This is a genomic window from Bdellovibrio sp. BCCA, assembly GCF_037996825.1.
Taxonomy (GTDB): Bacteria; Bdellovibrionota; Bdellovibrionia; order Bdellovibrionales; family Bdellovibrionaceae; genus Bdellovibrio.
The window spans coordinates 3,585,725-3,610,269 of the sequence record NZ_JBBNAC010000001.1 but is presented as its reverse complement, the minus strand read 5'-3'; the positions used below and the strand labels follow the sequence as shown (position 1 = coordinate 3,610,269).

Genomic DNA, 24,545 nt, shown 5'->3' with positions numbered 1-24,545 from the left:
AGTGCATTAAACTTAAAAGGCCCTCGATAAGAGGGCCTTTTCTTTTTGTATTTTGATTCATCAATACTTATTGCGCGTGATCGAACTAGGTCGGCGTGGGAGATCGGAACTCTCTGCAATGTTATCAACGGGTTTATCCGTCGAACACAGTGGAGCTACGTTATAAATTTCTGGTGGATCGTAAGTCTTGTCATTGTAAGCATCAATACCCATTCCGATGATTCCACCGAAAACAATATTTCCAAGAATACCCGCGGTTGCATCGTATTCAGTTTTAATCACACCTTCGCGTGTTTGTTGATTGCATGTCACGGTGATAGGAATGTCTTCTTTGGAGCGACTCACTAACACTGTGGTTCTTCCATTCAGTGCTGTGTACTGCCCATCAGGCAAACTGATTTTTGTCTCGCCTCTTTCAAGTCCTCCGACAAACTTGACGGGAATCTTGTCTGATTTGACGATCGTTGCGCATGCGCTTAAGCCGAAAACCGATACTAACAACATCAACTTGTTCACGAATTGCACTCGGGGCCTCCTCTACTTTAGACCTGTGATATTTTTTCGGCGGGCAACAGAATAAACTTTAAATTATTTGTTTATCTTTTGGGCGGGTGAGGAAATTGTTGGAAAATATCAGCTACTTAAATGAGATCAATTTTTTGTTAAAAGATCCTTATCGCGGTTGATAGACACAGCGAAATCCAATGTTGTTCATTTTGAGATTCCACGATGCCGGGGCTTGAAGATCATCGGCCGTAATGTCGCCAATGTTTGCGGCGAAAATTCCAGTGACTCCTTTAGAGTGGATGCAAACAGCTCCGCCACGAATGACTTTGCCCGAACTTCCGCCGAATAAGTTTCCAAGATAGACATCGTTTTTAGGAACGCTGCTCATTCCAGTGAAATCAAAAAGTTGCGGAGAGCCGGGTTTTATATCCCAATTGTTGTTGTGATAATTGCGACCATAAGGACTTGAAAGGTCCGGCGTGTATGAGTTTCCGTAAATAGTGTCAGAGACCCATTCCCAAGCGTTGCCACCGAAATCCCAAATAACATTGCCGCTTGCAAGATAGAACGTGCGTCGCTCGATCCCTTTTTTTGCGCCGGTGCTATCGTAAGGGTCGTTAACGTCTTTGATCTCAACGGGTTCACTCCATGCACTGTAGAAACCAGTGTAGAGAGTTCCGTCTCCGTGACCTTTTCCTGTCCAATTGAGTTTGTTGTTGTAAATTTCTAAAGCGGCTGCATTCCATTCGTAGTTCGTTGGAAGTCGATAGCCGTTTCCAAGATTAGCACAAGCTTCTGTCGCTGCGGTTTTTCCAGCGAGCCACGGTTTTCCTGATGGCGCCGAAGAAGCAAGGCCGTTCACTTTTTTCATTTCAAATTTTGCGATACAAAACGCCTCTGTTTTCAGAGAGAGATTTGCCTCCACCTTTTCGAAATTCACAGGACAATTCAAAGCCACCGGAGGCTGCGGCACAGGCGTTGGCGTTGGCGTTGGCGTTGGCGTTGGCGGCGCAGGTTCTGGTGATGGTCGTGGTACTGGAGACGGCTCGGGTTGCGGAGTTGGAGTAGGGGCAGGAACTGGACCCGGCGCCGGAGATGGAGCCGGTGTCGGGATTGGCGCAGGAGTTGGAATCGGAGTCGGCTGCTCTGCCGTTTGATTATCTGGCTTTTGTGTTTTTTCTTCTTCCTTAGGAGAACACGACAGCAAAGTAACTGCTGTAAAACACATGATGAAAAAACGCAGATGACCCATCCGTTGTCCTTGTGAGTGTTATACGGTTTATTTTGACAGTCTTTTAACGTCTTTCAGAGTCCTAATAAGCCGGACTTATTAAACTTGGACCAAAGGCTCCGCGCGTTAAGTGACGCCCAGTGAGCGCACTTTATTAAATTACTGAAATCAATTCTCACTATGCACAGTTTTTGTGCAAATGTTCGCGTCTTACATTGACGAAATCCTGACAATCTGTAAAAACCTGTACCCCAGCGAGTAATTTAGATTTTGTTTTGGAGTTTTAAGAACTTATGAGCCAACTAGATCGTGCCTTTGAGCTCGGCAAGTTATATTCCGATCGGGGAGAATTCACCTCCGCGATCACGCATCTCAACGATGCGTCTCAGGGATACTTTGCTGAGAAAAATTTCTCTCAATACTTGAAGTGCTTGAACATTCTTTTGCGTATCTATGCAGAGCGCGAACAGTTTGAAGAAATCAATCTCACAAAAGAAAAACTCCAAGATCTAGTTCTTAAAGAAGGCTTTGAACTCAACTCCAAAACTTATTACACGCTCGCTATCTGTGCTTTCTACAAAGGACAACAAGACGTCTCTTTGGATTACGTTCAAAAGGCTCTTGCTATCGCTCTTGCCTCTGACAACAAAGAAGATATTTGCAACGCGATCTTCGGTCTTGCGATGGTTTACTCAAGCCCATCGATGGCTCGCTACGCAGATGCATTGAAAGAGATCTACAATCTTGAAGTTTTCTTCCAGGTTTACAATCTTCCAGAACTTAGAATTTCTTCGCTGATCCTAAACGGAAATATCTTGGCGCAAATGAAAAAGTACGAAGAAGCGGTGACGGTTCTTTGGAAAGCTTACGATGCGCTTAAAGAAACTCGCAACGTGGTGATGGCTTCTTATTTGATGATCCAACTTGGAGACGTTTACTTCGAGATGGGTGATAAAGATTTAGCGCGCGTGTATTTGTCACTCGCACAAAAATCTATCGACACAGAAAATCATGTAAGACTTAGTAAGATTGCTGACTTCTACGCATCGAAAATCGGTGCAGAACCTCAGACAAGTTATGATTTGATTTTTGACGAAGGTAATCATGCGGTCACAGAGAGAAAATTGGGTCGCATTGATTTCAAAAATCAGTTCATTCTTCTCGACCTTTTGCGTTTGTTCGTTCAGAATCAGGGCCAAATTTACTCGAAAGAGTATTTGGTTGAGAACGTATGGAAGCAACCTTACGATCCCGCGATCCACGACAATAAGATTTACGTGACGATCAAACGTCTTCGTAAACTCATTGAACCGGATTACGAGAAACCAAAATATATTTTTAGAGCTAAAAACGGATACTACATGAATAAAGCGGCTCGAGTTCATTTCGAGCACTAGGGGGGATTCATGTTACGCAACATCTTGATGGCAACATTGATTTTTACAAGCCTGACTCTGTCAGTGGGCGCTCGTGCGGCTGATGACGAGCACATCATTCCGGCGAGCGATAATCGTCCGGTTCCTTGGCCGTGGACATTGGCTCAGCCATTCCCATGGACAGATATTCAAGGCTTGTGGAAAGTGGAACAAGGGGACTTCACTTCTTACTTCGCTTTGAAAGTGGTTCGTCAAAAAGCAACAGGCATCCGCCAATTGCAAGTAAAGCAATTCGACGGAGACACTTGTAAGATGTTAGCAACAGGCGTGGGCTTAGAGCGCAACCAAAAGGTTTTGGCGCAAATGACCAGCCGAGCGGGTACTACATACCGTGTTCAATTGACGGCATTTAACGAGAAAGATTCACCAATTACACCACTGAAGGGCAACGTCCCAACTCAAGGTGTGATGGTTCTTTCAATGGGCGCTCTTGATAATAAGGCTGCGGATGAGATGGTTCACATGCAAATCGTGAAGATTTCAGCGCACTTAACTCAAAGAGTGTGCATGGAAGATATAAAAAAGTAATATTTTTGAAAAAAGAGATTGCAAGATCGGAAGGACCACGCTAAAAAATGGACCTTCCGAACGAATAGGGAATTAGCTCAGTTGGTAGAGCGCCACCCTTACAAGGTGGATGTCGTCGGTTCGAATCCGGCATTCCCTACCAAATAAAAACACCGCCTTCTGGCGGTTTTTTTATTTGTACCGTCTGGGATCGGATCTACCCAATGGATCTACCCAATTAGGATCTACCCAAGGATCTACCCAATTAGGATCTACCCAATTAACTGGGGCAGTCAAAAACTCTCGCTAAGAACAATACTCTAAAACTCTTAATCTAAAATTCTCAAAATTTCTAAATCCATAAGCTCGTCTTATATGGGCCTTTTCTTAATAGACTGCTTTTTCTTAGGAGGGGGCAGAGGTCTTTGGCTTCTTTACTTGTTTCTGTGGCGCTCATCAGTCCGCCTAGGCCGTGGTGGTGTTGTGGTTTTGGGGATTCGTCTCCGCAGCTTCCTATGAGTTGGTGGGCTATTTCGTGTGAGAGTGTTCGATCATAGGCCTCGTTGGTTTTGCTGACTAGAGAGCTGTGAAGCGTTTGATTGTAAAAGTCTAAATTTTTTTGTTCTTCATTTGTAATCGGTGGTCTGATCGTAAGCGGAGTTAAACCATTCTTGCTATAAGTGCTCCAGCCTGCGGCCCATTCTGATGTGTCGGGTGCAGCCATGTGAATGGCTGGGCGGCCCATCGGAAAGCTTGCTACTGCGAGTTCGGCCGACGTGCCTTTGCTTTCTTCAATGCCGGGTTTGCATGTAAAGAGTTTTCCTCTTTCTCTTTTGCATTGAGGTATGAATTTATATCTGAAAGCGCTTTGTTTGTATTTTGCTTTCACCAGTTTGATATTTCCAAAACCGATGCCGCATACACCAAGAATTTTGCTGGCACTTTTATAGGCGTTCATCGCTTCTTCTTCACTCCAGCCGCTGTCTTCAAGAATCATCGCGCTGATATCTAAAACCAATTCGGGCTTTTTGCCGCCTACGGATTCACTAAAGTTTTTAATTTCTTTGACTGAGATGTTGGAAAAACCATTGTGTTGAAGTGCGTCCATCATTGCGACGTTCGTGATACTTTTTATTTCTGAAGCAGAATAGGTCAGCGACGATGTCGATGCGGATGATTTGCAATCGACTTGCGCGAAAGAGAAGCTGCTTAAAAGAACGAACCAAAATGCAGACAGCATAAAAATATATCGGCGCATCAAGATAAAATCTCAAGACTCTTCACGTCTTAAAATGAGATTGCTTCGACTGAAAAACAGCCATAGCCTTTTTGAAACTGAAGGGAGTTTTATGCCTCATATTCAACTTAATAACGACATGCCTGGTATTATTGGATTGATGGGTTTTAGACCTGAAACTGCAAAGCCTCTGAATGAGCTTGCAGAAACTTTGTTGGTTGGTCCTTCTTCTTTGAGCCGTGGAGAGCGTGAGATGATTGCCTCTTACGTTTCGAATCTTAACAACTGCCAATTCTGCACGCGTTCTCATTCTGCTATTGCGGGTGTTCTACTTGAGGACAATTTTGATCTTGTTGAGCAAGTGAAGACGAATTTTGAAACAGCACCGATTTCAAACAAACTTAAATCTTTGCTGAAGATTGCGGGCCAAGTGCAAAAACAAGCTTTGGGAGTTTCTGAAGAGATGATTAAAAATGCAAAAGCTCAAGGTGCGACGGATATTGAGATCCATGACACTGTTTTGATCGCTGCGGCTTTCTGCATGTACAATCGCTACGTTGACGGTCTTCGCGCGACAACTCCAGACGCGACACCGGTTTATCATGATATCGGTCGCAGAATTGCACAAACTGGCTATCAGTTTAAATAAAGGTTGGAAGTCAGAAAAAGGAGTGAGAAATCACTCCTTTTCTTTTTTTAAAGATATGCGATCGCGAGAATAGCCTGAATGATTGCATGGCCAACACCGAATGCCAGTCCTACTTTCGTGAGCCAGTTGATGAATTTCCATTTCGGTTCATCGGCCGCGTAATAAATTCGGCAGTCTTCGTTTCCACGGACATCTAAGAATAAAGCGGCAAAGCTGATTTCAAAACACAACATTAACACCGTGACTGCACAATAAATGAACGCCATCCAGTTTGTCATGTTTTCCGGCCAAAGTTTTGCAGTTGCCACCATTCCAGCGAATAACAAAATCACATGAAAAACGTCATGAGTGATTCCGTAACGAGGTGTCCAGTTAAAGAACTTATAAATCATCACAAGTTCTAAAGGCCCACGAATCCACCAAATAAGAGCATGCAAACCGATCAAAATTTTCAAAGAGATATGCAAATCTGGAAGAGACAAATACACTAAGGGCACTAAGAACCAAGAAAAGATCGCATGATAAAGCCACACAGCTTTGGGCCAACTGATGGGACCGCCAACGAAAGCCCCTTTGTTTTGTTTGTAGTAAAACCATATCGAACATAAAAATTGAACGACCAACAATACTGGAAACAAAAAAGCCATTTGTGCCCCTTACACTAATGCCATTTCAAAGCCGTAGTCCTTTTTACTTGTAGGAGCTTCGTCTTCACTTCCCATCACTTCATGGATGGCCATGGCCACGTCATTTGTGATGAAAGAATCCGCCGCTGCTTTTAAGGACACCTCTTTAAAGTCGCAGAAACTTAAGAAATGATAACCTTTTTTCTCGCGAACTTTCCACGCTTCTTTTAAAACTTCTTTAAAGATTTTTACTTTTTCGTCTTGGGAAAGTTTTTGATCAAAAAGAAGATGAGTGACGTAAAGAACCTTTAATTCTCCCGCAAATTGAAACTTTCCAAAACTTAGAACACGCAAGAAAGAAAAAACGGCGCGAAGATGAAAGGGAACCCTTGTGAGAAGGATGCGCTTACATTCGCGCGGCGACCATAAAGCACAAGCAGCCACGACGCGGCCTTCATAGCGGACAATCAAAAAGTCTTTTTTTGAAAGCTGTGGCCATTTATTCAGACGTTCGGGAATCTCTTGGGAATACAAATATCCCGCCGTCGTGGAGTCTTCATTCTTCTTATAAAAGTCGATCAAGGTTTCAAGTGAAGGATCATCGGTCACTTCGTGTTCCGTCGGCGAAGTCGGTAAGCCGGGCTTTTTCATCATCAAGGCCACCATCGAATAAGGACAGACGCGATGATACGCAAATCCTGATTTTTTATTGCGCGCAAGACTTCGCTGAGAAAGTTCATTGTCGTCAATTAAGCACGTATAAAAAAGTTCGACGTCTTTCAGTTGATCAATTTCACTTTTGCGGGCAAAAAATTCCCCATAGATTTTTCGCCAAAGAACGGCGCCTTTGCGATCAAATCCCATGCGTAGATCACCTAGGTAACAAACCTCAGAGACCTTTCCATCTACGTAGCCTTTTCGAAAAAGCATAGTGGCAACGCCCTGAATGTCGCCAGCCACACCTCGATAGATAAGAACCAAGAGGCGTGGAGAGTGAATTTTTAAAAACGCGAAAAAATCTGGAGTCCGATCATAAACAATATTTAACCCGCGCCCTTGAATCTGCGTTTGGCTAAAAAAGTTTAAAATTTCCTGGTTGTCTTTCTCTGTCGCAACGGTGACGCCAGAATGAGACTTTAAAAATTCACTTATATCCAAAACTGCTTCTCACTTTTCTTGGCGAAGGTGAAAGTTTCAGGTTTGTCTTCAATTCCGTAGCGGCGGATTTTTTCAATAGCTAAGTGCAATTCATCCGCTTCGCTGGAACGGAAAGGCACATCTGGGAAAAGTTTTAAATTATCGCCCTGATTTTTCATGATCTCGACGTCTTGTTCGATCACCTGGCGAGTATAAAACTGCATTAGTGGTTTTAACAAAAACGCATAATTCAAAGTTTTAAAAGCGATGTACGTATACACCCGGGACTTCATTGTCGAAACTGGAGTGCACTGAGAGTTAATGATAAACGCGGAAGAACTTCCAAATGTATAATCCACACGCGTGATATTCGGAAAAATAAAACGGTCCGTGTGGGTCATTTTTTCATTTAGCGGATTAATCAAGAATCTTGTAAATCCAATGGAGTCCTGAGGCTGGTGATAAGTCACATTTACTTGACCGTTTTCCACATCCACGGTCATTGGAACGTGAGTCATCTGACGATCGCGAAACCATCCTGAGTGCACGAACACGGTGTGCGGAACATCCATGAAATTTTCCACAAGATTCGTCACTTCGTTATCAAAGTCCGTGATCATGTAGTAGTGACACCATTTGCTTTCCCCATAATTGGGAAAACGCCAAGGAGGAGTTTCCGTTTTAGGAGGGCCTTCTCCCATCCACACCCAAATCGCTCCATCTTGTTCAATGGTTGGATAAGATCGTTGTTGATGGCGGCCTTTGCATTCACCTTTTCCTTCAGAAGGGATTTCATTCACGACACCTTGCGAGTCGTAGCGCCAGCCGTGATAAGGACAGCGTAAGTGTCCTTCATCGCAATATCCAAGCGAAAGCTGGGCCCCGCGATGCACACAGCGATCTAAAAGAGCCGTAGGTTTTCCTTGAGGATCTCTAAAAAGAGCAAGAGGCGTGTCGTAAATCACTCGCTTCAGCGCAGCCTTGGAAGTCAATTCGTTAGAAAGACAAGCAATGTACCAGTTATTGATTAAAGCTTTGTCTCGTTCGCGAAGACTTAACATCATAAAAAATTCTCCTGGAGTTCTTTTTCCGAAATGAGGCGCAAAGACTCCGTTTTAATATTCCCTAATACCATACCGCGATTTAAATGAAGCTGTAAGTACTTCTCGTGAGCCTTTTCGTGCACCAGCACCTGAGCCGGCCCTAGTTGTTGCAATTCGCGGGCGAGTTTGTAGTGAAATGATTCTGATAATAATTCTTCCAATTCTTTTGAGAGTTCAGCGAGAGTTTTATTGCCTTGGCGACTCAGAACCGCACAGTAGTGCTGATTTGTCTCTGCTTTCACGGCAAACAAATAAGATTCCTGATGGGGAGCAAACTTGCTAAGTGCGGATAAAACTTCTTGAGCGCGAAGGCTTGAGGTTTTTTCGCCGACCATGTCAACACCATCAGCACGCCCTAAAAAATTTAAACATGGTGTTTTTCTATTAAAGCCTGAAACTTCTAAAACATCCTGCATTTTATAACGAATCAATCCGCCAGTGGTCGTAAGAATCGGACTGACTTTTTGTCCAATCCGTAACTCCCATGACGGAAGAATTTCTTTTGATTCGATATCTTCAAATTCAAAGAAGTGACTTTGAGAAGCCAAAGTGTAATGACCTTGAAATGGAATCGTTACAACACCTTCCGTCGCCCAAAGGCCTTTTCCGATAACTTTGAGTTTCGGAAAACGATTCTCGATATCTTTCGCAAAAGCAGAGCTTGTCGACGTCGTCCAACAGCTTAAAGCTTTTAATTGAGGCCAAAGTTCTTGCGCATTCGTGGAAGACAAAAGCTCGCGACCTCTTTCAGGATTGTGCGGACACTCTAACATCGTAAGTTCATTTGCGTAAGCTTGCCATTCCCCTTCCATCAGGGAGTGCGCTAAAGATTTTTGATGTGTTTCTAAAATCTTTAATAGAGTCAGCCAATAGGTCGGACTCCACACTGAGGCAAAACTTAGATCGTCGCGATCTAGCAAGTATGCAACCGTCGCAAATAAAGAGCTTTCACTGCTTCCGGCAAGATCCACAGGTGCCATTACCGCCATTGTTTGTTTTAACAATAACTTTTTCCACGCAGGGAAAAGTTCGGTGTCATTGAGTCTCACACCTTCATCACGCAGATCCTGAGGAAGCCATGAAAGAGACCAATAGTGAGGCCCTCTTAAAACTTCAGGATAGGAAGAATAAAAATCATAAAGCCAAGGCCCCAGCGCTGCATCGAAATCTTTTAAGAGCCCTTGTGTGTACGGAATCCACTTTAAGTTATCCGTAGATCCGCTCGTAGGTTGAAAACGAACGACTTCTGGCAAGGTTTTATTGTTCGTTTTTCTCTCTGAAGAAAAAAGTTCGCGATAATCGTGATAAGAAGTGATAGGAAATTTTTCGTGAAATTCTTTGTAACCTGCAACGTCAGCCCGGGAACCCAAATAGGGTTTTAGATACGACAAAGTGTCTTGCAGTTTTTGTTTCTGCAAGGCCTCTAATTCAGAAAGACCTTTTACAAATCGTTTGTAAGAGGCCTTTTGATAAACCTGAATGGCTGCGTGAGCCGTTTGAGACAGAAAACTCATGGAGTCGTCACAGGGCTCATTTGAATAAGGTGATATTTATCAATATCTAAAGTGCGCGTTTCTTTTCTTAAGCCGCACCAAGTGATTTCAATTTCAACGGGTTCTGCGAAATCGCCCAAGCCAAAAAGAAGTCGTTCATCACTTTGTGCAGAAAATCCTGTGGCAAGCTGAACTTCTTTAATTTGCACGGTGTCTTGGCCTTTGATTTTATAGTGCATTTTAACTTGTGTACCAACCGCACGCGTATTGCATGTCTTGCCGTCACCGCGAAGCTGCAGACCCACCCAGTGAGGAGTGCTCGCACCTTCTTTTAAAACATTTCGAACCAGAGTAGGTGACGCATACATGTGAGTGATCACAACATCCCTGCGTCCGTCATTATCAAAGTCCGCCGAAGCAACACCGCGGCTGTTTGTTTCTTCGGTCAAACCAACGAGGTCCGCGACGTCGACAAATTTATTTCCAAGAGACGTTCCCTGATTGATGTAAACGCGGTTTTTTTCTTTTCCATAAATACAACGTCCGCGAATATCGCCCCACTTGTTAGCCAGGCGATGATAACTAGGAGCACTGCGCGCAACTTTTTCGTTCACGTACCAATAATCAGGACAGCTCTCGAATTTTTTGTCAGGCGTATCATCCACCATGCCGTTGGCTTGGATGATATCCACCCAACCGTCGTTATCGAAGTCTTCAAGACTTGCGCCCCAACCAAAACGATCTTCATTCAAGGCGCCCCATTGTGTCGCCATATCCTGAATAACCATGTTCCCGTTTTTGTCTTTAGAGAAAAGCCACAACAAAGAACCTTCTGCTTGCAGAGCATGGTGCACGTTTGAAACATACACGTCGAGGAATCCATCATTGTTCACGTCAGCAATACTTGCGTTCATGCCTTTGTAAGTATCCTTGCCGATACTTCCAAACATCGTGCCTTTGTGGTTATAAAGTTTTTTTCCTTCTTGATTGAAGTACAAATCATCCGGGCCGAAATCATTTGCGATGTAAATGTCGGTCCATCCATCTTGATTGAGATCCGCTGTCCCAATAGCCAAAGACCAACGAGTTTCCGGCATTCCAATTTCTTTGGAATCTAATTTAGTAAAGTGACCGTTCTTATCTTGAACGAAGACAACGTTTTCACCGCCATTGTTCGCCAAGTGCCAGCTTGCGTGCATAAAGTCGAACATTCTTTCATCGCCATCATATTCGGTTTGTGGAAGGTGAAACAGATTCAGTGGCGTTGGCTTGTTGTAATTGGGAAGATGATCCGGCCATACGTTCCCAATATAAAGATCCAAAAGTCCATCACGGTTGAAATCAAAGAAGTTTGCTGTGATGGAGTTATTATAATCCTCAAGACCTACTTCCGCCGTCACATCAACGAATTCGGCCTTGCCGGTTTCGGTCAGCATATTTTTCAGCAGGCGGGATGATCCAAAAGCCACGGAAATAAAAAGATCTAAGTCATTGTCGTTATCATAGTCGACAAAAAGCGCATTTGTCGGAATACCATTGTCTTCCACGTGAGTGAATCTTGTCGTGATTTCAGGCAAAGCAACGCGAGTGAAACGGAAACCGCCCTCATTGTGATAAAGAGCCGCTCTTTCAGAATCTTTTTTCAACATATTCGTCAAAAAAATATCCATCTTACCGTCATTATCAAAATCACCAATGGCGACGCTGTCTCCCACGCTGAAAACCCATTTTACAATGTGTTGAATGCGCGGGTCGACACGTTCAAAAATATTTCCGAACTCTGAATGCAAACCGCTTTGTGACTCGGGAATATGATCAAACTTCCAGTTTAAAACTTTTGAAAGATGCGCAGGACTTGAGGCGACACTGTAAGTTCCAAAAACCAAAGCGGCTGCGACCAATGAACCAGTGAACTTGCGTGGGTATTTATATTCAATGAGGCGTTTTTTAAACCCGGCAAAACCACCGCCATCGCGAAGAGCTTTATAGTGAAACCACAAAAAGCGAATGCTCGCGACTGTAAAGCCCGCAAAAAAGAAAGTGTAGTAACTTTGGAAGATATGAAAAATCAAATCCAACAAAGCAATGGAAGCTCCCACAATGATCTGATCTTTTTTTGTTTTTGGCGAAGTCATAGGATCTGTGATCATAAAGAACGTAAAAAGGATAAATGAAGGCGACGTCAAAGTTCCCAGAAAAAGAGTTTCAAAGGGAAGATGATGACGCATGATCAACGCGCGCAGTGCCGTTTGCGCTGTGAAAGTTGCAAGGAAAGAAATCACAAGCCAGTGGCGATTGATTTTTGGAAGCAGAAAGAAAACTCCCAAGAACGTCATAAAGACCCAAAGATTTTCAATGCCTGTCCACTGGTACGCTGGAGCCGCCGTGATGAATTTGCTTGAAAAGAGCAAACAGAACACAACACCCGTCAAAGCAGGATTAAAAAAGTGTCGGCCATTAAGACTTAAGAAATATTTTGAACCGATCGCGAAAAAAACCGGGACAGTTAAAATCCAATAGCTGTGCGAATAGTTTAGCAAAAGACTTAGCGAAAAACTTGTGATGAGCGCGCTTAACGGAAAAACCCATTTGCGTTGCACCCAGTAACACAAAAGAAGTTCCAGCAGACAGGCCATGATGGAAGTCACCACCATTTGCATGGGGGAACGATTAAAACCAAGAACGGTAAAGCCCAAAATATTATAGGAGCCCAAGATTATCGCAATAATCCAGCGCGGATCTGCTTTTGCGTAAATTTTTTCAAGCGCCGCTGGCAGAGTGAATATATTGAATGCTAGAGCTTTTTCTGAACTCATAAAATAGTTCCTCATGTCAAAATAAGATAAATTAGCTTCCCACGGTGAAGTGTCGCTTTACAAGGGAATTACAGGGTGATTATATCCAAGATAGGTATTTTATGGATTTGAGTTATACGTTGCTTCCTGTATCACAAATTGATTCCACTCTTCGTCGACGCATGTTCGATCTTTTCGGTAAGTATTATTTCGACGTGGAGTTTGAGCGTTTTAATTCTGATCTTTCAGAAAAAACCAGCGTCATTATGCTTTGGGATCGAAGCAAATCTTCTGAACCATTTTTATTTGGTTTTAGCACGATCTTGATTCGTGAACTTCCTGAGGGCGGTCGCGTAATTTATTCTGGGGATACTGTCGTTGATAGCGACTATTGGGGCTCACGCACTTTGCAATCTGCATTCACTCGCGTGCTTTTTCTAACTCGCTTACGTCATCCTTTTGCTCCACTTTATTGGATGCTTATCAGCAAGGGGTTTAAGACCTACATGTTGATGCGTCGAAATTTTCCACGCTCCTATCCATCGTTGGAAGGAGCCATTCCTGCGGATCTCGCGTCAGTGAAGCATACGTTCTACAACGGAAAATTCAGCGGCTATTATAAATCAGAAACTTCATTGATTGATTTTGGAAAGTCTTTAGGCCGAGTCAAGGATCAGATGGCAGTGCCAACGACACGTGATCTTTCAAGCGCTGACGTTCGTTATTTCCTTGAGAAAAATCCTCGTTACCACGAAGGCGTGGAGCTAGCCTGCATCGCGGATATTCGTTGGACTGACATTGTACACATTATCTGCAAATACACTGTCCCATTTTATGCCAAAGTCCGCAGTCGTATCGCGGCTTCCAATACTTAATAAGGGCTTCTTATGCTTGGATACAAAATTGCAACAATGTTTTGCATTCTTGTGTCCTTTTGCAACAATTAAAACCGTGCGATTCTAGGTTCATCGATAACACGTTTCCTTGGAGGAACATATGTCTATGACTACCTGGCAAATTGATTCGGCTCACTCGAGCGCAAACTTTTCTGTTAAACACATGATGATCGCAAAGGTTCACGGTGGCTTTGAAAAGCTTTCTGGCACACTTCAGTACGATCCTTCCGATATCACAAAATCTTCCGTTGAGGCGACAATTGATGCCGCTAGCATCAACACTCGTGAAGCTCAACGTGACGGTCACTTAAAAAGTGCCGACTTCTTTGATATCGAAAAATATCCAACCATCGGTTTCAAATCTAAAAAGATCGAAAGAGATGGTGATGATCTTAAAGTGACAGGTGACTTAACAATTCACGGAGTGACGAAAGAAGTCGTTCTTGATGTCGAAGGTCCTTCGGCAGAAATGAAAGACCCTTATGGAAATACAAAGATTGGTATTTCAGCAACGACTAAAATCAAACGCAAAGATTTTGGTTTAACGTGGAATGCGGCTCTGGAAGCAGGCGGCGTACTTGTCGGTGACGACGTTTCGATTTCTTTAGATGTGCAATTCGCAAAAAAAGTTTAAGTTCATAACGGCTCAAGAATGAATTAAGTTTCTTGAGCCGTTTTCTTTTCAAGCATGGTGCCGTCAAAAATAACGGCTTCAAAAGATTTGTCCAAAGTGGGAGATGGCTCCGTTGCTAAGCGTGGACCTGTCAAAAATTCCCATAGCTTTGAAGTAAAACTAGGCATGGGATCATTCAAATCTAATTTTTTAGGCAAATGGATCCACGGAAGATTCGGATAACGGTGATGCACCAAATGCAGGTGATAATTCAAAAATACTTTCTGCATGATCGGATTTACTTTTAGGTTCCAGGCACCTTCGCGAATGTCACGTTTCGCACCGACGTGGTCAGCATACTGCAAAGAACCCCAGTTGATACTAAATGCCCAATAACACGCAAGCCACGTGCCCCATGAAAGGCCTAAAAAATAAATAATCGCTGCTTGGAAAAGAATCGTAAAGATGATTTCTGCTCGAACGATTCCTGTTTTTACCAGAGCCTTATCGAGGCCACCCAACATGTGATCCGCACTTAAAGCCTGCATCATTTTTGAGTCTTTAAACTCCGAACTCAAAACAAGTTTGGGATTCACAAGAAAAAAGAGGCATGAGATAAAAGGCGAAGACCAATAAATTCCAAAGACAGTTCCATAAATCACGAATCTTTTCATCGCGATATTGTCGCCCGGATAATAAAGATCAAACATCTCTGCATCGGTGCGGTTGCGACGATGATGTCCCAGATGATAAAGCTGTTGCATCGTAAACGACGTCGGAAAAAGAGCAGCAACGACACGGCCTAGGTTGTTATTGATTCTACGATTTTTATGAAGAATGCCGTGAGTGGCTTCATGCAAAAGTGAAAATGCCGTGTTGTTCGCAAAAGAAAACGCGATAGCACCAAGAATAAACAACAACCAAGACGTTTGCTGCTGAGTCCAATAAAGAATTCCCAAGCAAGTAGCGACAGTGACAATCGTAATGACGATATTCAGTGTACCGGGAATAGGAAAATCTTTACGGTTGATTTGCACGATTTCTTTCATGAATAATATTTAAGCATGACACATCCAAAAGAAAAACCATTTCCTCTGTTTTCTCTACCTGATCAAAAAAGACTGTGGGTCTTCCTTACATGGGGCACTGCAGCCCTCTTGGGATTTCCTTTAGTTTATGGGTTCACAAACTATTTGGCCGCGCAAAGCACTCAACACTACTCATGGTATTTCGGTTGGGAGACTCAAGCGCCGTTTATCCCTGAGTTTGTATGGCTTTATTTGAGTTTGAATATCGTGATTTTTTTGCCGCTGTTTATGTGCGATGCGGATCGCCTTAAAAAATACTGTCAGACAAATCTGATCACGCTTTTCGCGGCGGCAGTAGTGTTTATTGTTTTCCCAACTCAATTAGGATTTGAAAGAGTCATTCCGGCGGAATCGCCGTTTCGCGAGATCTTTCAGAACATTCATACGCTGGATAAACCGCACAATCTTGTGCCGTCATTGCATGTGACTTTTTCAGCCTTGGCTCTTTTCGCGGCGGCAGAAATGCATCGAAATAAAAAATGGCTGACGGTCGTGTTTTCTATTTGGATGCTAGGAATTGCTGCTTCCGTCGTGTTCACCCGCCAGCACCACATTGCTGATATTGTGGGAGGCTTCGTGCTCGCGGCTCTCGGAATCCGATTCTTTTACCTCCGTGAAATAGTTGAGAATCCACAGGTCGCCGATCAACATCAACAAAGCTCCGAACTCCATGAGCCCACTTAAAATACGTGCGGTGCGGAAGTAAGAAAGCAACAAAATCAAACTGATTAAAGCAATCGTTGAGACAATCATAAGGCCCACAGGCAATAACTCTGTGTGGCCTTTTTTCCATCGGCCCTTGCGATCAAAAAGTAAAAACTGAACGGCATTGTCGCCGGAAAGTCCGATCATCAAATCCAAAGCAAGACATGTGACGACATTGATCTTAATTTGGAAAACGCTAACGAAAATCATCAGCATAAGCGGCGCCCACACTGAAGATAAAATCAACGGCCAAAACACGCGACCACTTACAGCAATGGAGAGCAAAGCCAAAAGCAAAGAGACCGTGGCTAAAGATAAAATAAAACTCGAATACAATGTCTTGAGCATCGAAAGAGCATAGTCTTTAAAGGCCACAATCTCTCCCGAAAGATAGCAGCGTCCGGCACAAACTTTATCTGCATATTGAGTGAGCGCATCTAGAGACTGCATGTCGTATTCTTTGATAAAAAGTATCGCGCGGCTTTTGCCGTTTTGTTGGAAATCTTTAAGACTCGTTGTTTCTTTGATTTCACTTTCAATCATGCGCTTTAAGGCAGGATCTGCTTCTGCGGGCATGAGTTCTTCTGTCATCTTGCGTGGATCTTTATAAGAAACTACTAGAGCGTGCTTTGCGACCTCAGCGATAAGCTTTGAATCTTCTTCTGTCAGATTCTCGTGATTAAAAATAAGACTGACGTCACCTTCGAAACCTCTTTGACCTTTCACATAATCGCGGAATTGCAAAAGCGGATGTGAGGACGGGAACATATCAAAAGGCGTGTAGTTGATATTGACCTTGTCATAAGTAAAAAAGATCAAAACCAGAGGCAGCGTGAGGGCAATCACCAGTTTTCGCGAGGGACTAAAACTTCCGATGGAGCGAAACCAATTCGGTAAAAAGATATTTCCCTTCCACGCGAGTTCATCAAGACGAGGAAAAACTTTGCAAACGGAAGGTAGAAGCAAATACACCAAGGCCCATTCCACCATCGCGCCGACACCTGTCCAAAATCCAAGGTTCTGAACGCTCATGTTTGTCGAGGTTACAAGTGAGCCCAAGCCAATAGCCGTCGTCAGACTTGTAAAAAAACTTGGAAGACTCATGCGTCTTAAAGCAGTCCTTAAACGAACTTTTTGTGCTCGGGAAAAAAAGAAGGAGAAAAAGAAATCTTCGACGATAGCAATCGTCATAATGACGAAAATACTGGAAGAAAGAGGGTCGGCGATATTACCCTTAAGCGTCATCCCCGTTTGCAAAACAGACGTCGTAAAGACAATCAAGCAAACAAGAATAGCTCCACTCAGCCATGTCCCTAAGAACAGACGACAGCAGATGGCAATAACAAGGGCCGTGAGGATATTGAGTTTGCTGGCCCATAGAATTCCTTCTTTCGTGCTTTCTTGAAAGAACAGACTTCCACCAAAAAGACTTGTGGGCTCCAATTGTTTTAAATGGGCGATCCATTTTTCAACTTCTTGAAAATCTGTTTTTCCCCACTTTGTTGGCGTTTCCAACTCTTCAAACGTAAATTTAAAAAGAAGATCTTTGCCAGGCTGAATGCTGAATGAATCGGTGAGGGGATGATGCTGTAAATTCTGAATAGCGGCTTCTGAAAACTGGCAGTTCTCTTCGAGTTCGCGCGGATAAATCAGGGTTTCGTTTTCGCTATTATATAGAGGGCGACGCAGTTCGAAGATCGAAGAAATTTTTTGCAGACGGTTTTCTTCATTGGCCCAATTGAAGTGACGACGTTGCTGCTCACAAAAGTTTTTATAATTCCACGGGGACGAAACAATCCACGACAGTTTGTCCTCGGAGCCAAACGTCTCTTTCATCTCAAGATACAGTTTTGTACTTGCAAGGCTTTGGTCTAGCCAATCCTCCGCGCGAATTCCAATTTGCAGTTTCGTCGCGGAAACCAAGCAGGTGGCAAAAAGCACCAGGGCGAGGATGAAGATTTTTCGTGGATGACGCAGAAGAGCTCTCTGGCTTTGTAAAAGCCCATAATGAAAAAGACGGAGAGATTTTCTGCAGATAAATTTCATTCCCATATAATCCACGAAGGTTTTGATTTTCTCAATCGACAAATACTTTCCGACTCGCTTATCCTAATTTGGTAAACAACTTGGAGGATATAAATGAGAACGTTATCTGTTGCAGTTTTTGCGGCGGCTTTGTCGGCAGGGATCGCCGTTCAAGCAGCTGCTCCGAAGGGCCAAGATCTATCTTACTATAAAAAACTCAATACAGCGGCCCCAACGGCACCTGTAGTTGCGGCACCGGATGTGACGGTTCCGACTTTGAAACAAATCATTGAAAAGTCTGAAAGTCGTCGTTCTCCAGCACAAGCAGGAAATATCAGTGAAGCGCAGATGAGTCCTGAACTGCGCGAGATTCGCGATCGTTTTTTCAAAGTAAAAACGTCGGATGAATTGGCTCAAATGCTTTCTGATTTGGATGCTAATTACGACAAACTTCCAAGTGACGCGAAATTCTTTGCAGCGCAAATTCTTCCAGCACAAGCACTTCGCGGTTTTGTTTTCCGTGCAAAAAGTGTTTTTGAAAAACGTTCTCCAGGTGTTCACTCTGCTGTTTTGACAGTGGCGAAAAATACAGCGACAAACTTCCGCATTTATCTTCCTCAAGATAATATGGCTGTTGTTGAGGAGTACTTTATGTCTCCTTACTATGAAAACGGTAAACTTGTTTCTACATTCAACGATGAAGCGGATATTCAAGGATGGCTTGCAGGTCCTTTCCGTGAGCAGATCTTGAAGGCGGATGACCGTCTTGGAAAATTGAATCTTTCTGAGCCTGTTGTTTGGGATCAACGTTTCAGCTTCGGTCCGGATTCTTTCAAAGACGGCGTGAATCGTTTCCGTTTGATCGGTGAACTTGAAAAATCAATGGTTCGTTCTGCGATGATGACTTCTGTTGCAAGCTTGTGCTTCCTCAGAGCGTACAACATCCGCGGCTCTATCGATCTTTCTCGCGACTTGGGTCGCCTTTACGGTGTCGATGGTTTCTTAAGCCAAGTAGATGGTGTTTCTGCTAGAAAAATCACGAACACAATTAATAAGTATCCACAAATCGGAACACTTCTTCCTGATGGTGAAGCGTGGATGAAGTCTTCGTTGAATGCTTCTCGTTGGGCGGTGGCTCACGCGTGGTCTGCATGGCAAGCAAGTTCTGAATCGCGTAAAAATGAAAATCTTTATGCGATTGACTCTGGTTACTGGAGAGTGAACAGACACGATGTCGAGCAAAACCTTGAGCTTCTTTACCGTGTCGTGGCTTCAGACTCTTCTGAAAAAATGAGAAGTTCTGTGACAGGTGAAGTGATTGAAATCCGTTACGCTGATTTCTTTAACAAACCACCAAAAGACTTAAAAGCCTTCTTGCCAACAGCTTTCGATACCCGCAGCAAAGTGACTCGCGAAGCTGTCATCGATGCCAAAGGCAGCAAGAAAGCTCTTACTTACAGAAACTACGCTGAAGGAAGCCCAGAAAAGTGGAATGTGGCTGCATACTCGCCGTATTTCCCAAGTGTTAAAAAAGACGACGACGTATTTAAATCGGTCAGAGTTCTTTCGCACTCTGGCGGTAACTGGTTAAACATCACTAAATAATGACGTTTCGATTTGTTCTTATTCTAACGGTCCTGAATTTGTTTAATTACGTGGACCGTTTTTTGATGTCCGCCTCACTGAGCAAGGTGAAGGCGGATTTTGTTTTAAGTGACTTCCAAGGTGGAATTCTTTTTTCTTCCTTTGTTATTCCCTACGTTATTTTTTCTTTGATCCTTGCTTATCGTGCTGACCGCACAAACCGCATTCATATTCTAAAAATGGGAACACTGCTTTGGAGTTCTGCGGCGGTTCTAACGGCTCTTTGTCAGAACTATTATCAACTTTTGGCATGTCGTTCTTTACTGGGTGTTGGCGAAGCGGCTTTTGCAGCAGTAGCTCCTGCGGTTGTTCATCATCTCTGTCCCGTTAACTCCCGTGGACGTTTGATGGCCTTATTTACTTCAGCACTTCCTTTGGGAATGGCGCTAGGTTTTGTTGGCGGTGGATTTTTAACGGACAGTTACGGATGGCGTTCGGCTTATCTCGTAATGGGAGTTCCGGCAGTTTTATTAAGTCTGATTTTCTTTTTTACGACCGCTTCTGAAGATCGTATCCCTGTCCAAAAAATCAGTATCAAAGATGAATTCATGTCACTACTGTCAAATTCTCAGTACATGCTTTTAGCTTTGGGATATGCAGCTTACACATTTGTAGCGGGTGGCGTGACTCACTGGATGCCGACTTATATTGAAAAGCAGCACAGTGTGAGTCTTGCGATGGCCAATATGATTTTTGGTGGAGCTGCGATTGGTTTTGGTCTTTTAGGAACATGGGTGGGTGGAATTATTGCCGACCGCTGGAAAAGGGACAAAGGCGGATCTTATCTTGAAGTGAGCGCGATCTCCTTGGCGATTGCATTTGTGCCTTTCGTGATGGCGTTTTACTCGCGCTCTATTCCAGAGTTAGTTCTATGGATTTCTTTAACACAGTTTTTCTTTTTTATTTCAAACAGTCCCGCAACGATTGCAACACTCCATTCTGTGACAGCTTCACAGGCAAGTTTTGCAATGGCGTTTCAAATTTTCTTAAGTCATATTTTAGGGGACGCTTTAAGTGCGCCTATGATTGGAAAAATTTCTGATGTTAGCGGTGATCTGCGTTTAGGCGTTCTTACGTCAGCTCCGGTGATTCTTCTTGGAGCGTTCTTGTGGTACTTGCCTTTAAGAAAGACTCAACGTCATCAAAAAGTGGCGGGAGTGCAGGGACTTCCGGTCGGGGAGTGAAGCGCGACTTCCTGACGATTCTGCATTGAGTGCTGAAATCACCAATGGATAGTCGTCAGGGTTTACTCCTGTGATCATGGATGTTCCCAACTTCGCCATGGCCCATTTAATCGGACACTCTTTTCTTTTTGCGACATAGACTAAAAGCAAAGGATTTTTTTTAAATTGAATGCCCACGAACAAAACTAATTTGTTCAGCCATGTTGGCATGAAGGATTTGCGTTTATTAAAACGACGGATTTCTTCTTGGATATCAGAATAACAAATCGTAAATGCCACTGTTTTTCCGTCGTATTCTAACATTTTTACGTGACGAGGCTTTAAAAGCGGTTTCATTTTTTCTGAGATGTCTTTGAAGATCTTAAAATCAATTTCGTCGTTAGTATTTGTAAGATTGTAAGCTTCCATCGTGATGTCATAGACGTCTTGGATTTCTCGATCCCAGTTATTTAAATCCAGCGGACGACTCACGATTTTTGGATCTTTCCAAAACTTCTCAAATTTCTGTTCGATTGTTTTGTAGAAACTGTAACCATAATAAGGTTCAAAGCTGTAGGAGTCCCAATACTCTCCGATTTGAAAGCCCCATTTTTTCCAAAGCTCAGGATAGGAATCGCGATGAAGAGTTTCTCCTAAAAACCTGGGAGCATCCGTTTGCTCGCGGAAACGGTATCCTGCAAAAAGACTTCCTTGAATAGGACCGATCACGGTTTTTAACTGTGGATATCTCTGTTTATAAGCTGTGATGTCTTGAAGAAGACTTTGGTGTAAAGCCTCTTCTTCGCCGTCGCATTCAAAGTATCCCAAATAAAGTGAATCAGCGACAGGACTCATCGACAGCAAATAGCGTCCTGAATTTCCAAGAAGTACCGCTGTCCAATCCATTTTATTTGCGAAGTAAGAATTTTTTCCGAGAAATAATTCCAAGTCGCTCAAATCTTCAGAAATAAAATCAGGATGAGAAGCGTAAAGACGATTTCTCAGTGCAACAAAATCTTTAAAAAAGGAATCGTCCCACGATGTGACTGATTTTTTTTGAGCTTTCATAATAATCCTCTGTTAGGATTCTATAAGCGATGGAATTAAGTCAACAGAACAAAGATCAGATTCTTGATATCAAACCAACCTTTGCAAAAGCTCTTCTTGTGCCGGCACTTTTGTGCGTAGGTCTTGGTGTTTTTGTTTTGCAAAGACCGGTGGTGTGGCAGGATCTTTTTGTTCTGGTCGTTTTTTATCAAATAGCTTTGTTTGGAATCTCTGTCGCCAATCATCGCTATTTTTCCCACAAGGCATTTAAAGCAACTCCATTTTTTGAATTCATTTTATTTTTAACTTCAGCTATCGCTTTTCAAACGCCTGCTTTGACGTGGGCCGCAGTTCACAGAAAACACCATCAATACAGCGATAGGGAAGAAGATCCTCACTCACCATGGTTTAAAAACGGGCGTGAACTAAGTTTTTGGCAAGGCTTCTGGCATTCACACGTATACTGGATTTTTGATCTTAAGATCTTGGCACTTATCAAAAAATACACGCCGGATCTTTATCAAAACTCCCGACTCGTAAAATGGCAGCGCTATCATGTTCTTGTGGGAATTGTCGGCGTCATTATTCCCGGATTTATCGAAGCGGCGATGCTAGGATCATGGGACGGATTTATTCGCGGTGTTTTCTGGGGAGGCTTCTTCCGAGTGATGCTTCTTCATAATGCGATTTTCTTGGTGAATTCCTGGGGCTGCCATTATGGTTGGGGTCGTCGCGCCCACGAAACCACGGATAAGAGCACAAACAATGCTTGGCTTTTCCCTTTCATCTTAGGGGAAGCGTGGCACAACAATCATCACGCTCATCAAGCCAGCGCAACCACAAGTCATCACTGGTACGAACTAGATCCGCACTATTGGATGCTCAAAGCTTTTGAAAAAATCGGCTGGGTGTCGGACTTACGGACTCACGCTTAAAAGGGAATTGTCTTGAAGAATTATTCTCTAAAGCATTGCTTACGAATTCTTACGATGCATCTTATAGCTCTTGCCGGAGTTCTCATCTACGGTTGGTCGTGGACGGCGGTAGGGTTTGCGCTATTCACTTTTTATTTCCGTCACTTTGCCGTCGGTGGATTCTATCATCGCTATTTTTCTCATCGCAGTTTTAAAACATCACGTCCATTTCAATTCGTGATGGCGTTTTGGGGAACAACATCAGGGCACAAGGGACCTCTTTCATGGGCGACCAGTCACCGCATTCATCACAAGTACGCGGAAAAACCAGGAGATCCTCATTCACCTAAAGTGTTGGGATTTGGCAGAGCCTATATCGGATGGCTTTTGCAAGAGGACGCCTTACCGACTGATATGACTTTGATGAAGGACTTTTCCTCTTATCCCGAAATTATTTGGATCAACAAATATCATTTTCTGGGGCCACTCACATTTCTAGGCTTCACGGCAGCGGTGGGATATTTTATTGAAAATAATTTTCCGTCTTTGCAAACAACCCAAATGCAAATCATCGTCTGGGGATTTTTAGTTTCAACTTTAGCCAATGCTCATATCGCAATGGTGATTAATACTTTCTGCCATCTTTTCGGAACGAGAAGATATGAAACCAGAGACGAAAGTTACAACATCTGGTGGCTCATGCCGTTTTCTATCGGGGAAAACTGGCACAACAATCATCACGCTTATCCGAAGCTAGCAGCTTCAGGTCTTAAATGGTGGGAGCTAGATCCTATCTACTGGGGCATTCAGCTTTTAGCAAAGCTCGGATTGGTGTGGGACGTGTACGACAGATCATATGCGAAAGAGAGAACTTTGGATGAAACATCTCTCTGATATCCGCAGTTTGATTTTTCTGAGTGTCACTTGGGCTTTTCAGCTATTTGTAATGCTGTCTCCGAAAAGCACTTTCAGCATTGGCGAGTTAGCAGGTTTATTCTTGCTCAACATCGTTTTGGTTCTTCAAGCTTCTTTGATTAATCACAATCATCGTCATTGCGGAATTTTTACTTACGCATTTTTAAATAGATTCGTAGATCGTTTGATCTCACTTATTTTGTTTTCACCATCGACACGTCTTCACGCTGTTCACATGTTCAACCATCACACTCACTACCGATCGGGTGAAAAAGATTGGGCAAGCTATAAGTTGGCGACAAAACATTCTTCAGGTTTATTGCGCAGTCTTGAGTATTTAAAAAAGAGTTCTCAAGAAATGACAAAAAATCGTCCGACATTAAATCTGCCGGAAGATCTCCGGAAAAATCAGAAGGTAGAAAGAATTCTCATTCTTCTCTATGTCATAGCATTGCTTTACGTAAATCCTCTTATGACACTGTTTTGGCTCGTACCTTCTTGCCTGATCGGATTGTTTCTTTTGCTGCTGGCAAATCTCGTGAACCACGATCACTGCGATCTGCAATCCGAGTTCAATCACTCTCGCAATTTTCTTTCACGCTTTGAGAACTGGTTTTTTTGCAATAACGGTTACCATACGGCTCACCATCTAAAACCCGCTATGCACTGGTCGAAGTATCCTGAGTTTCATGAAAGGGAACTCATTGAAAAAGTGGCTCCCGAATTAAATAAAGGCTCTCTTTTTATCTACTCTTTGAAGAACTACCTCCTCTCTGGAAAGTAGGATTAGATCTCTATGGCGTGAACTTTTTTC

General features: G+C 43.2%; 21 protein-coding genes and 1 tRNA gene. 12 read left to right on the top strand and 10 right to left on the bottom strand.

Going from position 1 to position 24,545, the window contains the following annotated elements:
- Window positions 1-60 precede the first annotated feature (60 nt).
- Together AAAA78_RS17545 and AAAA78_RS17540 are read right to left on the bottom strand one after the other, a co-directional pair.
- Window positions 61-525 carry a hypothetical protein gene (locus AAAA78_RS17545; protein WP_340593431.1) on the bottom strand — a complete coding sequence of 155 codons (465 nt, stop codon included), beginning with the start codon at window positions 523-525 and terminating at the stop codon, window positions 61-63.
- A gap of 148 nt (window positions 526-673) precedes the next feature.
- On the bottom strand, window positions 674-1,759 hold the full coding sequence (locus tag AAAA78_RS17540; protein ID WP_340593430.1) for an SUMF1/EgtB/PvdO family nonheme iron enzyme: 1,086 nt from the start codon (window positions 1,757-1,759) through the stop codon (window positions 674-676).
- 272 nt (window positions 1,760-2,031) lie between these two features.
- On the opposite strand from AAAA78_RS17540, the gene AAAA78_RS17535 reads away from it, so the two are divergent.
- The 3 genes from AAAA78_RS17535 to AAAA78_RS17525 all read left to right on the top strand — a co-directional run bounded on the left by AAAA78_RS17535 (window position 2,032) and on the right by AAAA78_RS17525 (window position 3,844).
- Window positions 2,032-3,135 (top strand): winged helix-turn-helix domain-containing protein, encoded by a 1,104-nt coding sequence (locus AAAA78_RS17535; RefSeq protein ID WP_295906241.1) that lies wholly within the window; start codon window positions 2,032-2,034, stop codon window positions 3,133-3,135.
- A gap of 9 nt (window positions 3,136-3,144) precedes the next feature.
- The gene (locus tag AAAA78_RS17530; protein ID WP_340593429.1) at window positions 3,145-3,702 is read left to right on the top strand and encodes a hypothetical protein; all 558 of its coding nucleotides are present in this window, start codon (window positions 3,145-3,147) and stop codon (window positions 3,700-3,702) included.
- 66 nt (window positions 3,703-3,768) lie between these two features.
- Window positions 3,769-3,844: transfer RNA gene (locus tag AAAA78_RS17525), tRNA-Val, on the top strand.
- Window positions 3,845-4,033: 189 nt separating this feature from the next.
- On the opposite strand, the gene AAAA78_RS17520 is transcribed toward AAAA78_RS17525, so the two are convergent.
- Complete coding sequence (locus tag AAAA78_RS17520) at window positions 4,034-4,792, bottom strand: hypothetical protein (RefSeq protein WP_340593428.1); 759 nt, start codon at window positions 4,790-4,792, stop codon at window positions 4,034-4,036.
- 238 nt (window positions 4,793-5,030) lie between these two features.
- Between AAAA78_RS17520 and AAAA78_RS17515 the strand changes: the two genes are divergently transcribed.
- Window positions 5,031-5,567 carry a carboxymuconolactone decarboxylase family protein gene (locus AAAA78_RS17515; RefSeq protein ID WP_340593426.1) on the top strand — a complete coding sequence of 179 codons (537 nt, stop codon included), beginning with the start codon at window positions 5,031-5,033 and terminating at the stop codon, window positions 5,565-5,567.
- A gap of 47 nt (window positions 5,568-5,614) precedes the next feature.
- Here the strand turns inward: AAAA78_RS17515 and AAAA78_RS17510 are convergent, their stop codons facing one another.
- Genes AAAA78_RS17510 through AAAA78_RS17490 form a run of 5 tightly spaced genes read right to left on the bottom strand, consistent with a single transcriptional unit; the run spans window position 5,615 to window position 12,742 of the window.
- Window positions 5,615-6,214, bottom strand: a complete 600-nt coding sequence (locus tag AAAA78_RS17510) for a hypothetical protein (RefSeq protein WP_340593425.1) — start codon at window positions 6,212-6,214, stop codon at window positions 5,615-5,617.
- 9 nt (window positions 6,215-6,223) lie between these two features.
- A complete protein-coding gene (locus AAAA78_RS17505; RefSeq protein ID WP_340593423.1) occupies window positions 6,224-7,351 on the bottom strand; it encodes a hypothetical protein in 1,128 nt (375 codons plus the stop codon).
- Complete coding sequence (locus AAAA78_RS17500; RefSeq protein ID WP_340593422.1) at window positions 7,342-8,394, bottom strand: aromatic ring-hydroxylating dioxygenase subunit alpha; 1,053 nt, start codon at window positions 8,392-8,394, stop codon at window positions 7,342-7,344. Before AAAA78_RS17500 ends, AAAA78_RS17505 begins: the two co-directional genes overlap by 10 nt.
- Entirely contained in the window at window positions 8,391-9,947 is a 1,557-nt protein-coding gene (locus AAAA78_RS17495) for a GH3 family domain-containing protein (protein WP_340593421.1), read from the bottom strand. Before AAAA78_RS17495 ends, AAAA78_RS17500 begins: the two co-directional genes overlap by 4 nt.
- Window positions 9,944-12,742, bottom strand: coding sequence for an FG-GAP-like repeat-containing protein (locus AAAA78_RS17490; RefSeq protein ID WP_340593420.1), 2,799 nt, complete (start codon window positions 12,740-12,742; stop codon window positions 9,944-9,946). Before AAAA78_RS17490 ends, AAAA78_RS17495 begins: the two co-directional genes overlap by 4 nt.
- A gap of 101 nt (window positions 12,743-12,843) precedes the next feature.
- Here AAAA78_RS17490 and AAAA78_RS17485 point away from each other — a divergent pair, with 101 nt between their 5' ends.
- Window positions 12,844-13,596, top strand: coding sequence for a hypothetical protein (locus AAAA78_RS17485; protein WP_295903566.1), 753 nt, complete (start codon window positions 12,844-12,846; stop codon window positions 13,594-13,596).
- Between the two features lie 121 nt (window positions 13,597-13,717).
- The gene (locus AAAA78_RS17480; RefSeq protein WP_340593419.1) at window positions 13,718-14,251 is read left to right on the top strand and encodes a YceI family protein; all 534 of its coding nucleotides are present in this window, start codon (window positions 13,718-13,720) and stop codon (window positions 14,249-14,251) included.
- A 23-nt stretch (window positions 14,252-14,274) separates the two neighbouring features.
- On the opposite strand, the gene AAAA78_RS17475 is transcribed toward AAAA78_RS17480, so the two are convergent.
- Window positions 14,275-15,279 carry a fatty acid desaturase family protein gene (locus AAAA78_RS17475; protein ID WP_340593418.1) on the bottom strand — a complete coding sequence of 335 codons (1,005 nt, stop codon included), beginning with the start codon at window positions 15,277-15,279 and terminating at the stop codon, window positions 14,275-14,277.
- Window positions 15,280-15,294: 15 nt separating this feature from the next.
- On the opposite strand from AAAA78_RS17475, the gene AAAA78_RS17470 reads away from it, so the two are divergent.
- The 3 genes from AAAA78_RS17470 to AAAA78_RS17460 all read left to right on the top strand — a co-directional run bounded on the left by AAAA78_RS17470 (window position 15,295) and on the right by AAAA78_RS17460 (window position 20,876).
- Window positions 15,295-16,002 (top strand): phosphatase PAP2 family protein, encoded by a 708-nt coding sequence (locus AAAA78_RS17470; protein ID WP_340593417.1) that lies wholly within the window; start codon window positions 15,295-15,297, stop codon window positions 16,000-16,002.
- A 2,160-nt stretch (window positions 16,003-18,162) separates the two neighbouring features.
- Complete coding sequence (locus AAAA78_RS17465) at window positions 18,163-19,653, top strand: hypothetical protein (protein WP_340593415.1); 1,491 nt, start codon at window positions 18,163-18,165, stop codon at window positions 19,651-19,653.
- Window positions 19,653-20,876, top strand: a complete 1,224-nt coding sequence (locus tag AAAA78_RS17460; protein WP_340593413.1) for a spinster family MFS transporter — start codon at window positions 19,653-19,655, stop codon at window positions 20,874-20,876. Before AAAA78_RS17465 ends, AAAA78_RS17460 begins: the two co-directional genes overlap by 1 nt.
- On the opposite strand, the gene AAAA78_RS17455 is transcribed toward AAAA78_RS17460, so the two are convergent.
- On the bottom strand, window positions 20,814-21,923 hold the full coding sequence (locus AAAA78_RS17455) for a hypothetical protein (RefSeq protein WP_340593412.1): 1,110 nt from the start codon (window positions 21,921-21,923) through the stop codon (window positions 20,814-20,816). The genes AAAA78_RS17460 and AAAA78_RS17455 overlap by 63 nt on opposite strands.
- A gap of 29 nt (window positions 21,924-21,952) precedes the next feature.
- Here AAAA78_RS17455 and AAAA78_RS17450 point away from each other — a divergent pair, with 29 nt between their 5' ends.
- Genes AAAA78_RS17450 through AAAA78_RS17440 form a run of 3 tightly spaced genes read left to right on the top strand, consistent with a single transcriptional unit; the run spans window position 21,953 to window position 24,515 of the window.
- Window positions 21,953-22,837 carry an acyl-CoA desaturase gene (locus AAAA78_RS17450; protein ID WP_340593410.1) on the top strand — a complete coding sequence of 295 codons (885 nt, stop codon included), beginning with the start codon at window positions 21,953-21,955 and terminating at the stop codon, window positions 22,835-22,837.
- A 12-nt stretch (window positions 22,838-22,849) separates the two neighbouring features.
- The gene (locus tag AAAA78_RS17445; protein ID WP_340593409.1) at window positions 22,850-23,710 is read left to right on the top strand and encodes an acyl-CoA desaturase; all 861 of its coding nucleotides are present in this window, start codon (window positions 22,850-22,852) and stop codon (window positions 23,708-23,710) included.
- Window positions 23,694-24,515, top strand: a complete 822-nt coding sequence (locus AAAA78_RS17440; protein WP_340593407.1) for a fatty acid desaturase — start codon at window positions 23,694-23,696, stop codon at window positions 24,513-24,515. The genes AAAA78_RS17445 and AAAA78_RS17440 overlap by 17 nt, the downstream gene beginning before the upstream one ends.
- Window positions 24,516-24,545: the final 30 nt, after the last annotated feature.

Excerpts from the sequence above, each read along its gene's own strand:
- AAAA78_RS17520 (WP_340593428.1), bottom strand. The coding sequence starts at position 4,792 with ATGATGGACGCACTTCAACACAATGGTTTTTCCAACATCTCAGTCAAA.
- AAAA78_RS17500 (WP_340593422.1), bottom strand. The coding sequence starts at position 8,394 with ATGATGTTAAGTCTTCGCGAACGAGACAAAGCTTTAATCAATAACTGG.
- AAAA78_RS17515 (WP_340593426.1), top strand. The coding sequence starts at position 5,031 with ATGCCTCATATTCAACTTAATAACGACATGCCTGGTATTATTGGATTG.
- AAAA78_RS17470 (WP_340593417.1), top strand. The coding sequence starts at position 15,295 with ATGACACATCCAAAAGAAAAACCATTTCCTCTGTTTTCTCTACCTGAT.
- AAAA78_RS17480 (WP_340593419.1), top strand. The coding sequence starts at position 13,718 with ATGTCTATGACTACCTGGCAAATTGATTCGGCTCACTCGAGCGCAAAC.
- AAAA78_RS17535 (WP_295906241.1), top strand. The coding sequence starts at position 2,032 with ATGAGCCAACTAGATCGTGCCTTTGAGCTCGGCAAGTTATATTCCGAT.
- AAAA78_RS17460 (WP_340593413.1), top strand. The coding sequence starts at position 19,653 with ATGACGTTTCGATTTGTTCTTATTCTAACGGTCCTGAATTTGTTTAAT.
- AAAA78_RS17490 (WP_340593420.1), bottom strand. The coding sequence starts at position 12,742 with ATGAGTTCAGAAAAAGCTCTAGCATTCAATATATTCACTCTGCCAGCG.
- AAAA78_RS17510 (WP_340593425.1), bottom strand. The coding sequence starts at position 6,214 with ATGGCTTTTTTGTTTCCAGTATTGTTGGTCGTTCAATTTTTATGTTCG.
- AAAA78_RS17475 (WP_340593418.1), bottom strand. The coding sequence starts at position 15,279 with ATGAAAGAAATCGTGCAAATCAACCGTAAAGATTTTCCTATTCCCGGT.
- AAAA78_RS17530 (WP_340593429.1), top strand. The coding sequence starts at position 3,145 with ATGTTACGCAACATCTTGATGGCAACATTGATTTTTACAAGCCTGACT.
- AAAA78_RS17440 (WP_340593407.1), top strand. The coding sequence starts at position 23,694 with ATGAAACATCTCTCTGATATCCGCAGTTTGATTTTTCTGAGTGTCACT.
- AAAA78_RS17495 (WP_340593421.1), bottom strand. The coding sequence starts at position 9,947 with ATGAGTTTTCTGTCTCAAACGGCTCACGCAGCCATTCAGGTTTATCAA.
- AAAA78_RS17540 (WP_340593430.1), bottom strand. The coding sequence starts at position 1,759 with ATGGGTCATCTGCGTTTTTTCATCATGTGTTTTACAGCAGTTACTTTG.
- AAAA78_RS17485 (WP_295903566.1), top strand. The coding sequence starts at position 12,844 with ATGGATTTGAGTTATACGTTGCTTCCTGTATCACAAATTGATTCCACT.
- AAAA78_RS17455 (WP_340593412.1), bottom strand. The coding sequence starts at position 21,923 with ATGAAAGCTCAAAAAAAATCAGTCACATCGTGGGACGATTCCTTTTTT.
- AAAA78_RS17465 (WP_340593415.1), top strand. The coding sequence starts at position 18,163 with ATGAGAACGTTATCTGTTGCAGTTTTTGCGGCGGCTTTGTCGGCAGGG.
- AAAA78_RS17450 (WP_340593410.1), top strand. The coding sequence starts at position 21,953 with ATGGAATTAAGTCAACAGAACAAAGATCAGATTCTTGATATCAAACCA.